The organism is Phyllobacterium sp. CCNWLW183 (assembly GCF_037203775.1).
GTDB classification, from domain to species: Bacteria; Pseudomonadota; Alphaproteobacteria; order Rhizobiales; family Rhizobiaceae; genus Phyllobacterium; species Phyllobacterium ifriqiyense.
The window spans coordinates 248,415-261,680 of record NZ_JBBCBN010000002.1 but is presented as its reverse complement, the minus strand read 5'-3'; the positions used below and the strand labels follow the sequence as shown (position 1 = coordinate 261,680).

Annotated in this window: 12 protein-coding genes and 1 tRNA gene; 10 read left to right on the top strand and 3 right to left on the bottom strand. The window is 51.5% G+C overall.

The features are described 5' to 3' along the window. The first annotated feature begins 77 nt into the window (after positions 1-77). On the top strand, positions 78-1,343 hold the full coding sequence (rho, locus tag V9K95_RS07045; RefSeq protein WP_115054498.1) for a transcription termination factor Rho: 1,266 nt from the start codon (positions 78-80) through the stop codon (positions 1,341-1,343). On the opposite strand, the gene V9K95_RS07040 is transcribed toward rho, so the two are convergent. Next, positions 1,340-3,346: a thioredoxin domain-containing protein gene (locus V9K95_RS07040; protein WP_336440331.1), complete on the bottom strand. Its 2,007-nt coding sequence runs from the start codon at positions 3,344-3,346 to the stop codon at positions 1,340-1,342. The genes rho and V9K95_RS07040 overlap by 4 nt on opposite strands. Positions 3,347-3,406: 60 nt before the next feature. Between V9K95_RS07040 and mnmE the strand changes: the two genes are divergently transcribed. From mnmE to V9K95_RS07015, 5 genes are all read left to right on the top strand, one after another. Beyond that, positions 3,407-4,738, top strand: a complete 1,332-nt coding sequence (gene mnmE, locus V9K95_RS07035) for a tRNA uridine-5-carboxymethylaminomethyl(34) synthesis GTPase MnmE (RefSeq protein ID WP_336440498.1) — start codon at positions 3,407-3,409, stop codon at positions 4,736-4,738. Between the two features lie 203 nt (positions 4,739-4,941). Then, positions 4,942-6,807 carry a tRNA uridine-5-carboxymethylaminomethyl(34) synthesis enzyme MnmG gene (mnmG, locus tag V9K95_RS07030; protein ID WP_336440332.1) on the top strand — a complete coding sequence of 622 codons (1,866 nt, stop codon included), beginning with the start codon at positions 4,942-4,944 and terminating at the stop codon, positions 6,805-6,807. Beyond that, on the top strand, positions 6,804-7,436 hold the full coding sequence (gene rsmG / locus V9K95_RS07025; protein WP_336440333.1) for a 16S rRNA (guanine(527)-N(7))-methyltransferase RsmG: 633 nt from the start codon (positions 6,804-6,806) through the stop codon (positions 7,434-7,436). The genes mnmG and rsmG overlap by 4 nt, the downstream gene beginning before the upstream one ends. 63 nt (positions 7,437-7,499) lie before the next feature. Continuing rightward, positions 7,500-8,294 (top strand): ParA family protein, encoded by a 795-nt coding sequence (locus tag V9K95_RS07020; protein WP_115054493.1) that lies wholly within the window; start codon positions 7,500-7,502, stop codon positions 8,292-8,294. 39 nt (positions 8,295-8,333) lie between these two features. Further along, positions 8,334-9,236 (top strand): ParB/RepB/Spo0J family partition protein, encoded by a 903-nt coding sequence (locus V9K95_RS07015; protein ID WP_307286286.1) that lies wholly within the window; start codon positions 8,334-8,336, stop codon positions 9,234-9,236. Between the two features lie 15 nt (positions 9,237-9,251). Here V9K95_RS07015 and holA read toward each other — a convergent pair whose 3' ends face one another. Both holA and V9K95_RS07005 read right to left on the bottom strand, forming a co-directional pair. Beyond that, positions 9,252-10,304, bottom strand: a complete 1,053-nt coding sequence (gene holA / locus V9K95_RS07010; RefSeq protein WP_307281462.1) for a DNA polymerase III subunit delta — start codon at positions 10,302-10,304, stop codon at positions 9,252-9,254. Between the two features lie 226 nt (positions 10,305-10,530). Beyond that, positions 10,531-10,605 (bottom strand) — tRNA-Gly (locus tag V9K95_RS07005). Between the two features lie 196 nt (positions 10,606-10,801). Here V9K95_RS07005 and V9K95_RS07000 point away from each other — a divergent pair. The 4 genes from V9K95_RS07000 (at position 10,802) to V9K95_RS06985 (ending at position 13,260) form a co-directional block, all read left to right on the top strand. After that, a complete protein-coding gene (locus tag V9K95_RS07000; protein ID WP_307281459.1) occupies positions 10,802-11,299 on the top strand; it encodes a prolyl-tRNA synthetase associated domain-containing protein in 498 nt (165 codons plus the stop codon). Between the two features lie 71 nt (positions 11,300-11,370). Beyond that, complete coding sequence (trxA, locus tag V9K95_RS06995) at positions 11,371-12,342, top strand: thioredoxin (RefSeq protein ID WP_115054489.1); 972 nt, start codon at positions 11,371-11,373, stop codon at positions 12,340-12,342. Between the two features lie 51 nt (positions 12,343-12,393). Beyond that, positions 12,394-13,056 (top strand): LON peptidase substrate-binding domain-containing protein, encoded by a 663-nt coding sequence (locus V9K95_RS06990; protein ID WP_115054488.1) that lies wholly within the window; start codon positions 12,394-12,396, stop codon positions 13,054-13,056. A 9-nt stretch (positions 13,057-13,065) separates the two neighbouring features. Next, positions 13,066-13,260, top strand: coding sequence for a Trm112 family protein (locus V9K95_RS06985; RefSeq protein WP_115054487.1), 195 nt, complete (start codon positions 13,066-13,068; stop codon positions 13,258-13,260). The last annotated feature ends 6 nt before the right edge of the window (positions 13,261-13,266 follow it).

Sequence of the window (13,266 nt, the reverse complement as noted above, 5' to 3'; positions counted from 1 at the left end):
TGTCATCATGGCACTGCATTCAGGCATCGTCATTTCCCTTCCCCATTTCAAACAACAAGAATTAGAGTTCCGCACACATGCAGGAAATGAAACTACAAGAACTTAAGAACAAAACCGCGGTAGATCTTTTGGCTTTCGCGGAGACGCTGGAAGTGGAAAACGCCAGTGTCATGCGCAAACAGGAATTGATGTTTGCGATCCTCAAAAAGCTTGCTGCTCAGGAAGTTGAGATTATCGGCGAAGGCGTGGTTGAGATTTTGCAGGACGGGTTCGGCTTTATGCGCTCCGCCAATGCAAACTATCTCCCGGGCCCCGATGATATCTATATCTCACCCTCGCAGATTCGCCGCTTTTCCCTGAAGACGGGCGATACAGTTGAAGGTCCGATCCGCGGGCCAAAGGAAGGCGAACGATATTTCGCGCTTCTGAAAGTAAATACAGTCAATTTTGAAGACCCTGAAAAGATCCGTCACAAGATCCATTTCGATAATCTGACACCGCTTTATCCAAATGAACGATTCAAGATGGAGTTGGAAAATCCGACTACCAAGGATCTTTCGGCTCGTGTCATTGATCTTGTGGCACCACTTGGTAAAGGTCAGCGCGGGCTTATCGTTGCACCGCCGCGTACTGGTAAAACTGTTCTTTTGCAGAATATTGCCCACTCAATTACTGCCAATCATCCTGAATGTTATCTGATTGTCCTGCTGATCGATGAACGCCCGGAAGAAGTGACAGACATGCAGCGTTCCGTGAAGGGAGAAGTTGTCTCTTCCACTTTCGACGAGCCGGCATCCCGTCACGTGCAAGTTGCGGAAATGGTCATAGAAAAGGCCAAGCGTCTTGTCGAACACGGGCGCGACGTTGTCATCCTGCTCGATTCGATCACGCGTCTCGGCCGCGCCTACAACACTGTCGTGCCATCATCCGGTAAGGTCTTGACCGGTGGTGTTGACGCTAATGCATTGCAGCGCCCCAAGCGTTTCTTTGGTGCTGCCCGTAATATTGAAGAAGGTGGTTCGCTAACCATTATCGCGACGGCGCTTATCGATACCGGTAGCCGTATGGATGAAGTCATCTTTGAAGAATTCAAGGGCACGGGCAACTCGGAAATCGTGCTTGACCGTAAGGTTGCCGACAAGCGCATCTTCCCGTCAATGGATATTCTCAAGTCCGGTACGCGTAAGGAAGACCTGCTGGTTCCACGTCAGGATCTGCAGAAGATTTTCGTCTTGCGTCGTATCCTTGCTCCAATGGGCACAACAGACGCGATCGAATTCCTTATCGACAAGTTGAAGCAGACCAAGACCAACAGCGACTTCTTCGACAATATGAATACCTAAAAGCTGGATCGCAACAGCTCTTCGAGCTCTGCTTCTGTCTCGACCGGTGGAAGACAAACAAACCCGCGGCACAAAAATGCTGCGGGTTTATTTATTGTAACCTCACCACCGCCGGCAACCAACTCAATCTTCCGGTTTTCTCTATGTTCGATCCATAGATCAATCCGGCGTGGATCGGCAATGCGATCGGCCATCCTCATGAGAGGATGATCTTTGTCTGATGTTACGATCACAAGCTTTATCTGGTCGAGCATTAGCCCGGCACTATTGAGGATTCCCGCTTGTCCGTAACGTTGTTGCAGGATGCGCCCGAGGGCTTTTTCTGTGATCGAAATGGTGCGCAACCGCAGCTCGTCATCGCTAGTTACCAATGCCAGCCGCGCCAAAGCTTCGATGATCTGGCTTGTGGCGCTTGGCACGGCCTCATCCTGATCGCCTCGAACCCGGATAATAGTGTCCGTACTATCGTTAGCACTAAGGGAATAAAGCCCATATTCATCTTGATGCCAACGGTCCAGCATATCCTTCCAATGCTTTGCATGATTGATGAAATCAGCGTTCTGTGTTGCCTGGTGGAGTGATATTGCCGCATTTATCATGGCGGCGTAGTCAGATGACAGCGCAGGAAACAAACGCGAATTTCCAAGTACCGAGTGCGGCAGTCGCCCGTCCACCATCGATTCGGATATGGAACGGTATGCGTCTGTCGCAATATTAATCCAATCACTTCTCTCAAATGTACGCCCGGCCTCTGCAAGAGCCCGTATCATTAGCCCGTTCCAATCGGTCAAGGCTTTGTCATCACGGCCAGGACGAATGCGCGCTTCGCGTGCTTTGAAGAGTCTGTCTCGGGCTTTTGCCAGATTGTCTTCCGACGAAGCATCCAGGAGATTGATGGATTGCAAGCGATTAAGAATGTTCTTACCTTCCCAGTTGCCCTCTTCAGTAACATCATACACTTCACGAAAGTGTTGGAATTCATCTGTTGTCGGAATTTCGGCGTCTTGCCAAACATAAAAGCGTCCCTCTTCGCCTTCACTGTCCGCATCAAGACTGGAAGCAAATCGGCTATCGACAATCATCTCGCGCTGGAGCCAAGCAACCGTCTCGTCGATTCGCTGACGAAACAAATAATTTCCTGTCTGGCAAAAGGCATAGGTGGCATGTCTTATAAGCTGCGCATTGTCGTAAAGCATTTTTTCAAAATGCGGCACAAGCCATGCATCATCGACAGAATATCGGGATAGGCCGCCACCGAGATGATCGTAGATTCCTCCTTGAAGCATGGTCTGGAGGCTTTTCAAAAAGATATCCCGGTGCGTTGAATCGCCAGTGCGGAGCCACGAAAGCCAGATTGTGTCCATGAAAGGGGCGCTCGGAAACTTGGGAGATCCGGTCAGACCGCCTTTGACAGTATCCATTGCCCCGAAAATGTTAGACGCGAACTGGTTGATCAAAGCCGGATCAAGCTTTGTTTCTTCTGCCTGGGCATTGAGCCGCGCACCAATGTGCTGGGTCAGGGCAATAACGTTCTGTTCCACGCGTTGGCGGTCATTGCGCCAGGCGCCGTCAATGGAACGTAAAACATCAAGAAATCCGGGCCTGCCATAATGGGAATGCTTCGGAAAATAGGTACCTCCCCAAAATGGCTTTCCCTCAGGTGTTAAAAACATTGTGAGCGGCCAGCCACCCTGTTCGCCCATGGCGCCGAGAGCCGCCATATAAATCTGATCAATGTCGGGCCGTTCCTCGCGATCAACCTTGATGTTGATGTAAAGCTCGTTCATTAGCGCCGCGACTTCATTGTCCTCAAAACATTCATGGGCCATGACATGGCACCAATGACACGCAGCATAACCTACGGAGAGGAGAATTGGTTTATTCGTCAGGATAGCTTCGTCCAGCGCTGCCCTGCCCCAAGGCCGCCAGTGAACGGGATTATCGGCATGTTGCCGCAAATAGGGGCTGGATTGATTACCCAGCAGATTAGCTGCCTCGGACATGGATCACCTCACCCTTTCCCAACTACACTAAGAGGGTTATCAAGGCCTGTGTAGTAGGAACTGATTAAAATGCATATCTTTGAAGATACCATCTTTGCCCTATCAAGTGGGCGCCTGCCCTCGGGCATAGCCGTCATACGAATATCAGGCTCACGAACTCGATTCGTAGTCGAAACGATCTGTGGTAGCCTAACGGAACCACGCCTGACTAAGCTATCCTCCTTCAAGAGCAGCGATGGCGATTTGATTGATCGCGGTCTGGTAGTGTTCTTCCCCGCTCCGCACAGTTTTACAGGAGAAGATTGCGCCGAGTTTCACCTTCACGGTGGCAAGGCCGTGGTGGATGCTATGATTACCGCTCTGTACGGATTTGACGGGTGCAGAATGGCAGAAGCTGGAGAGTTTTCCCGGCGAGCTTATGCAAATGGCAAATTTGATCTGACAGCAGCAGAAGGACTGGCAGACCTCATCGCCGCTGAAACAGACAGCCAAAGACGATTGGCTCTACAAATATCATCCGGCGCTCAGGCACAGCTATATTCGGGCTGGCGCTCGGAACTCATCCGCGCCCGCGCCCTCATAGAGGCTGAACTGGACTTCGCCGACGAGTCAGATGTCCCCGGTTCAGTTTCCGACTTGGTTTGGGAACAAATGGCAGATCTCGCCGGGCGTATTACTAAACATGTGGGCGACGGAAGGCGCGGGGCAATTGTGAGAGATGGCTACAGAGTCGTTATTATTGGGGCTCCCAATGCTGGTAAATCTTCCCTGCTCAATATTTTGGCCGGTAGCGACGTTGCCATTGTGTCTGACGAGCCAGGCACAACCCGTGATCTGATTGAGATTAAGCTCGATCTTTCCGGGATCACTGTCCTGATTACGGATACAGCCGGAATTCGCAATACCACTGGAGCGGTGGAAATGATGGGTATAGAGCGAGCGCTCGACCGAGCTCACTCCGCTGACTTGATCTTGAGCGTCACAGATTTGTCCGATCCTATCCCGTTGGACGATGTGCCTTTGACAAAGAACGTACTAAGAATTGGCACGAAGGCGGATCTGGTGACCGAATCCGAAATCGGTGAGTATGATCTGGTAATTTCCACACGCACTAATGCAGGCGTTGACGCCCTTTTGAGGCTTCTATCGCAAAAGGCCGAAGCAGCAGCGGGGGACATTTCTGACCCACTCCCCACTCGGCGTAGACATATGGAGTTGCTCAACGAGGCGAGTATTGAGCTTCGCGCTGCTATTGAGGATATAGCAGCGCCCCTGGAAGTTCGCGCCGAATATTTAAGACGGGCTTCATACTCTCTGGGACGCATAACCGGGGATGTCGACGTGGAAGACATATTGGACGTTGTGTTTTCGCAATTCTGCATAGGGAAATGATTCACGTGAAACATTTGGCAGTAACTTTAGCTCCCGTTCCGGACAGGCTGCCGACGACGAGAAACATCCGGCGATGCCATACGATAATCTATACAGAACTAGACAAATTGTTTCACGTGAAACACCATTCATCCGGTTATACTTGACTCAGGGCGCTGTTTTGATCATCAAGAGTTCAAATCGAATCCAGAAAGTTTTGCATCGTGCATAGATCATTTGACGTCATCATTATCGGTGGTGGGCATGCGGGCTGTGAGGCCGCCGCTGCTGCGGCACGTCTTGGCGCAAATACGGCACTGGTCACTCACCGCGCAGAAACTATCGGCGTTATGTCATGCAATCCCGCGATTGGCGGCCTGGGTAAAGGCCACCTCGTCAGGGAAATTGATGCTATGGATGGGCTGATGGGGCGCGTGGCTGACGCTGCCGGTATCCAGTTCAGGTTGCTCAATCGCCGCAAGGGGCCAGCTGTACGCGGCCCTCGCACACAAGCAGATCGCAAGCTGTATCGACTGGCAATGCAACGTGCGATCCAAGAGCAGGAAAACCTTACCGTTATTGAAGGCGGAGCAAATGACCTCATTATAAGCGATGGCCGTGTGAAGGGCGTCCAGTTGATGGATGGACGTGTTCTCGATTGTGCAGCGGTTGTTTTAACTACCGGGACCTTCCTTCGAGGGTTAATCCATATTGGCGAGAAGAAAATTCCTGCAGGACGCATGGGCGAGGCCCCTGCCCTTGGATTGTCTGAGACGCTGCTTCAACAAGGCTTCGCACTAGGACGATTGAAAACGGGAACACCGCCCCGGCTTGATGGAAAGTCGATAGACTGGAAGAGTCTTGAAACCCAGTCGGCCGATGAGAATCCTCTGCCATTTTCCTTGATGACGGATAGGATTAACAATCCACAGATAGACTGCGGCATAACCCGAACAACCGCGGCCACGCATGAGGTGATCCGGGCGAATATTCATCGATCCGCAATGTATTCCGGCTCTATCGAAGGGATAGGCCCACGCTATTGCCCGTCGATCGAAGACAAGATCGTAAAATTCGGCGATCGGGATGGTCATCAGATATTTCTGGAGCCGGAAGGATTAGACGACGATACGGTTTATCCTAACGGAATTTCCACCTCCCTACCGGAAAGCGTTCAGCTCGATATACTCAAAACGATTCCTGGCCTCGAACATGCGACAATGCTGCAGCCGGGTTACGCAATCGAATACGACTTTATTGATGCGCGTGAGTTGGACCGGACTCTGCAAACTCGCCGGGTCAAGGGATTCTTCCTGGCGGGCCAGATCAATGGAACGACCGGGTATGAAGAAGCGGCTGCGCAGGGACTCCTGGCTGGTCTCAATGCAGCCCGCCTGGCGAGTGGAACCGAGCCGATTATAATGCAACGCACCGACGCCTATATTGGCGTAATGGTTGATGATCTTACTTCTCGCGGCGTGAGCGAACCATATCGCATGTTTACGTCGCGCGCCGAGTTCAGATTGTCTTTGCGCGCTGATAATGCTGATGAGCGTCTAACTCCTCTGGCTTCTCGTCTCGGGATTTTGGGGAAAGAGCGTGAGCAACGCTTCAAGCAACGTACTGAGGCGCTCGACCTTGCGCGTGATTTGGCCAAAAATTTGATGATTACGCCCTCCGCGGCTGCGAATATGGGATTGCGCCTAAACCAGGATGGCGTTCGACGCTCGGCTTACGATCTGATGGCTTTTCCCGATATTGATTTGCAGCGTGTGAAAGATATTTGGCCTGAGTTGGCTGCTATCGAGCCACGTATCGGCGAAGCGCTAGAAATTGAGGCGCAATATGCTGTTTATCTCGAACGCCAGAAAAGCGATGTCGCCGCCATGCAGCGGGATGAAATGCTGACGATTCCTGCGGGAATAGATTTCGAAGCCACAGCCGGATTATCGAATGAACTAAAACAAAAGCTTAGGCAACGGCAACCGAAGTCGATAGCTGAGGCACAACGAATTGACGGCATGACACCCGCGGCTCTAGCCCTGATCATTACGCAAATAAGACGCACGTCCACACGGAATGTGGCGTGACCAAAAATCGCGAAAAAAGCCTGCAAGAAATCGTTCCACATGTTTCACGTGAAACATTGGAGGATTTATTTGCTTTTGAGACACTTTTCAGAAAGTGGTCCAAAGCGATAAATTTGGCGTCGCCTTCCACCCTTGATCAACTTTGGGAAAGGCATATCCTTGATAGTGCACAGCTCTATCGCCTGGCCCCAGATGCTAAGGTCTGGCTTGATCTTGGCTCCGGCGGTGGATTTCCGGGTGTTGTCCTTGCTATTTTTCTGAAGCAGTCAGTTGGTAGCAGGATTGATCTTGTCGAAAGCAATTCCAAGAAGGCCGCATTCCTGCGTACAGCTATTGGTCAAGCTTCTGCTCCAGGCACGGTTCACGCGGCCAGAATTGACGCGGTATGGCAGAAGATTGCTACTCCTGAGATAATAACGGCCCGCGCCCTCGCCTCTTTGAAAGAGTTATTCGTGCTCGCTGAACCTTGGCTAATCGGAGGAGCAACAGCGCTTTTTCAAAAAGGTAGGGATTACCGCCGGGAAATCGACGAAACTCGTGACGACTGGACCTTTGATCTGGTAGAACATAGAAGCGTTGTCGATAAAGATTCTGTGGTTTTGCAGATAAGCAATCTCTGCAGACTTTAAAAACCGCGCCACCTAATACTCCATTTTATCGGCAACGAACAGTTTAGTGTTCAGGAAAAGCCAATGAATAACCAGACTCGCATTATAACAATAGCAAATCAGAAGGGCGGCGTGGGTAAGACGACGACCGCAATTAACCTCGCGACCGCGTTGGCGGCAATCGGCGAAAATGTGCTCATTGTTGATCTTGATCCGCAGGGAAATGCGAGTACCGGCCTAGGTGTTGATCGAAAGAGCCGAGCGATATCATCTTACGATGTCTTGATGCAAACGGCCACCGTGGAAGAAGCTGCGGTGCCTACGGCTGTGCCAAGCCTTTCCTTGATACCCTCAACTTTGGATCTTCTTGGTGTTGAAATGGAAATCGCTAACGCAGCTGATCGCGCGACTCGGCTGCGGAAAGCATTTAGAGGTAATTCGTCAACATCGGCTTTCACCTATATCCTTATAGACTGTCCGCCATCGCTCAATCTGTTGACGATGAATGCCATGGCGACCGCGGATTCGGTGCTTGTGCCGTTGCAATGCGAGTTTTTCGCTCTCGAGGGCTTGAGCCAATTGCTCGAGACCGTTAGCCAAGTGCGTACGTCGCTTAATCCCGCACTAATGATTCAAGGCATTGTTCTAACAATGTATGATGGGCGAAACAATTTGGCGACCCAGGTGGTCGACGATGTCCGATCCTTTATGGGCGATAAGGTCTATCGGACGGTAATTCCGAGGAATGTCCGTGTTTCTGAAGCGCCCTCTTATGGAATTCCTGCCATTTTGTATGACTTGAAGTGTGCCGGCAGCCAGGCCTATTTGCAGCTGGCGTCGGAAGTCATACAGAGAGAGCGTCATTTGCGCGCTGCCTAATCGATTCGTGAACGAAACATTTTTGAAGAGCCTATGACAATGAATGAAGATCTTTCAAAGAAACGCTTGGGTCGTGGTCTGGCCGCATTGATCGGAGAGATGGATCGTGTGCCGGATGAGGCAGCTGCGCCTGTCGCAACGCTGGATCGGCAAATCCCTATTGAATTCATTGCACGCAATCCACGCAATCCTCGTAGACTGTTTACGGAAAGCGATTTGGAAGACTTGACGAATTCCATCCGCGAACACGGAATAGTGCAGCCTGTGGTCGTTCGTTTGGCCAAGGATTCGGCTGATCGATATGAGCTGATAGCCGGTGAGCGCCGGTGGCGCGCCGCGCAGCGTGCAGGTCTTACCACAGTTCCTGTCATCATCCGTGAGGTCGATGATCGCGTTGCCCTCGAGCTTGCCATTATTGAGAATGTGCAGCGCGCCGACCTTAATCCACTGGAAGAAGGTATGGGATATCAACAACTTATCGATGATCACGACTACACGCAAGCTGACTTGGCGCAGGTTATTGGCAAGAGCCGGAGTCATGTTGCCAATACGCTTCGGCTGCTGAAATTGCCAGAGCCGGTGCGCGATATGATCACCAATGGTTCGCTTTCTGCAGGGCATGCGCGCACATTGATCACTGCAGACAATCCTGCTGCTTTGGCCGATAAGATCGTCCGTGACGGCCTGTCGGTCCGCCAAGCTGAAGCTTTGGCGCAGGGCGAAGGCGGAAAACAGCCCTCACCCAAGGCCAAAACGGTTGATGAAAAGGATGCTGACACGCAAGCGCTTGAAAAGCTCCTTTCCGATGTGATGGGTATGCGCGTTACAGTCAATCATCTCAACAAGGGTGGCGACGTGCGTATTCACTACACCACGCTTGAGCAGTTGGATGAGATTTGCCAGCGTTTGCAGAACCGCACAAAATGGGGCGGCTTGGCCTGAGATTTGACTTCAGCCTTAGCGCCCGTTTGAGCGCCCAGCCCGGGCAGCTTCTGCCACAAGTGCGATCATTGTTTGACGAATGATTGGAACCGAGAGAGCAGCATTGCGCCTGCTGTCGAGGACTGTCTTTTGCAGCCTCTCGATCGCTCTGGCACAAGATGCCGTGGACCAGCGCTGAAGGGCTGTTTCCATGAGCTTTTTTCGTGCAAAGAAAACGGGCGGGCGCGCCGTGGCAACGGCGGAGGCTGCATTTTTATTTTCGGTTTCCATGCCGTAACGGAGCGTTTGTAACGCTTGAAACTGCCGTATGGCTGAACTGAGGATCAAAAAGCTGGGACTACCCGTGTTTACGACTCGGTCAAACGCCGAAGTAAAATCATTCAGATTACCCGTTATCATTGCATCGACGATGGTTTCGTAAGAGGTGGCGCTGACATCACCTATGATGTCACGAACATCTTCTACGGTTATCCGTTCCTTGCCATGAGCATAAAGACAGATTTTTTCCAGCTCGGCACGAGTCGCCAGTCTGTCGCCGCCCAGACTTTCTTTGAGCAAGTTACGGGCATCCAATGCGATCTGCAGGTTGTTTTTTGTCAACATGTCGTCAATCGTGCTGTCAATGCCGCGCGCGTCGTCGCTATAGCAGGGTAGCGCCATGGCGCTGGCACTTTGCTCGACAATGCCCCGCAAGCCTGCGCCTTTCTTGAGATCGCCAGCTTCAATGAGGATGAAGGTCGCAATCGGCGGATTTTTCGCCAAATGAGAAACAGCATCAGCCAGCCCCTTCTGGCCGGAAGCGTTTCGCACCCAGATCAACCTCTCTCCGCCAAACATGGATATTGTGTTGGCTTCGTCAGATAGCCGCCCAGGCTCCGCCTGAACAATATCAGCATCCAGCCGGATAACCGCGAAAGGGTCATCTTTCGCCAAACCAGTCATCGTGATGAAGAGGTCGGCTCTTTCGCTAACCAATCCCTTGTCGGGCCCGTAAAGAAGCACGATCGGATAACTGCGATCCAAACGCTTTAAAAACGAATCTACTTCATGAGCTTTCTTCTGTGCCATGGAGCAATGGTTTAGCTATTTAGCCGGACATTGCAAACATCATTCCAATGCTATGGCCCGTCAGAAGGAAATGGCAAATAGCTTCGCGATGGGATGAAGCGCGACATTCCACGGATGAATTTGATTCGATCCGGGACATTGCATAGCGATTAGCAATATTTGGTGTCAGATATTCCGGAAAGCAAAAAGGCCCAGGTAAACCTGAGCCTTTTGATCTTCGGACAACTGGAGCGGGAGAAGGGATTCGAACCCTCGACCCCAACCTTGGCAAGGTTGTGCTCTACCCCTGAGCTACTCCCGCATGTGCCAGTTAGTCTTGCGAAGCGGGTGCTATATGACCCAAGCGCAGACCAATTGCAACAGGGAAAATTGGACTTTCTTTCGATATCCGTAAAATTTACCGATTGTCTCACGAAGTCTCAGGGTTTTGCTTGAGGCAAGGCTCTCGAGCCATTAGACAGTTTTACAAATGCATGATGAATTTGAGGAGGATGCAGATGCCGAAGTCGTATGAAGAACTGATGCAATTTATCAGTGACCTTGGCATTGAGGTATCTACAGTTCGCCACGCCCCGGTTTTTACCGTGGCGGAAGCCCAGGCGCTGCGCGGAAAAATTACCGGTGCCCATACGAAGAACCTCTTCCTTAAAGACAAGAAGGACAATTTCTTTCTGCTGACAGTCGATGAAGAGGCAGAGGTGGATTTGAAAACCATTCACACCAAGATTGGCGCAGCGAGCCGAGTGTCTTTTGGCAAGCCAGAAAAACTGTTGGAGTATCTGGGCCTGGTTCCAGGCTCTGTCAGCGTGCTCGGTGTCATCAATGATGTGGAACGCAATGTGAAGGTCATCCTTGACGAAAGCCTGTTCCACCATGAAATGATCAATGCGCACCCGTTGACCAATGAAGCGACGACGTCGATACGCCCGGACGATCTTTTAAGATTTCTCAAAGAGACCGGGCACTCGCCTTTGATCTTGAAAATTGAAGCATAAAACCCGAACTGAGTGTTCTAGACATGCCGGCATGTCGGCAGTTAATTCATCCAAAGGTGACGGAGAATTTTATGAGCAATATAGATAATCCGTTCAGCGGTGGATATGGCAGCGAATCAGCAGCAACGACGCTGACTTTCGGTTCCAATGAAGCCTCTGCACCGGCAGGCGATGTCATAAAAGATACGACAACCGCTGCATTTTCGGCCGATGTTATTGCTGAATCAAAGAAACAGCCCGTCCTTGTTGATTTCTGGGCTCCGTGGTGCGGGCCCTGCAAGCAGCTCACTCCAATTCTGGAAAAGGCGGTTCAGGCGGCTGGCGGTCGCGTCAAACTTGTCAAAATGAACATTGACGATCATCCGGCGATTGCCGGGCAGCTGGGTATTCAATCAATACCTGCGGTGATCGCGTTTTCTGATGGCAAACCCGTAGATGGATTTATGGGCGCCTTGCCCGAATCCAAGGTGAAGGAATTCATCGATAAGATTTCCTCACCAAATGGTGGACGTGACGAAGCGATAAAGGATGCGCTTGCTGCTGCGGCTCAAATGGTCGAGGCTGCTGATTTTGAACAGGCCGGCCAGATTTATTCTGCTGTGCTTGCCGAGGTTCCCGATCATCTGGCGGCACTTGCAGGTCTTGCAAATTGCCTGATCGAGCTTGGTGATATCCCGACGGCACAGGCGACGCTGGACATGGTGCCGCCAGCCGGGAAAGAGGATGCGGGAGTTAGGGCCGCTCAAGCCAAAATTGCACTGGCCCTACAAGTGGCTGAACTCGGAGATCCAACGGCCTTGGAAGCTCGCCTTGAGGCCAATCCGGCTGACCATCAGGCACGATATGATCTGGCCATGATACTCAACGCCAAGGATCAACGTGATGAGGCGGCTGACCATCTTCTCGCCATCATGAAGGCAGATCGCAATTGGAACGAGGACGGCGCGCGAAAGCAACTCTTGCAGTTTTTTGATGCGTGGGGAGCGGGCGATCCTGCTTCCATGAGTGCACGTCGCAAACTTTCCTCCCTGCTGTTTTCCTGACAAGTATAGTATACAGAAAAGCAGATTAAAGGGCTTGGCCCGGAGCTAGTTATGCAAGCTGGAAATGTACGCTATCGTACTTTGGACGATATTCCTGAAAGCGTTCCGATTTTTCCTCTTTCGGGAGCGTTGCTGCTGCCAGGTGGGCAATTGCCGCTCAATATTTTCGAGCTACGCTACCTTGCGATGATAGATGCCGCGCTCGCCTCCAAGCGTATCATCGGCATGATTCAACCTCGCCTTGACCAAGAAGATGAGGAAGGTCTTGAGCTGAGCGAAGTGGGATGTCTTGGAAGAATAACTTCGTTTGCAGAAACCGGTGATGGCCGGATCTTGGTTACGCTCCAAGGTATTTGCCGGTTCCGAGTTGTGAAAGAGCTCTCAACACGCACGCCTTTCCGTCAGTGCAAGATTGCGCCCTTGCGTGCGGATCTCGACGAGGCGGACGACAGGGAGGTGGACAGGGCTGCATTGCTGCGTGTTTTTCGCGCCTATCTGGACGCGAATAGCCTGGAGGCTGATTGGGAAGGTATTTCTCGGGCTGGCAATGAAACACTGGTTAATGCACTTGCCATGATGTCTCCCTTCGGTGCAGCGGAAAAACAGGCTTTGCTGGAAGCGACAGATCTGAAAACAAGAGCCGAAACCTTGATCGCGATTACCGAGATAGCTCTTGCGAAGGATCAGGACGATTATGAATCAAGCCTCCAATAGGACGCCGCTATGACAGAAGCTGATCGTGAAACACCCCTTGATCGCAAGTTGCTGGAGCTTCTGGTTTGTCCTTTGACAAAAGGACCACTCACCTATGACAAGAAAAAATCTGAATTGATTTCCAAAAAAGCGCGGTTAGCCTATCCCGTGCGAGACGGTATTCCCATCATGCTTCCCTCCGAGGCGCGTGCGCTTGAGGATTGATGCCCT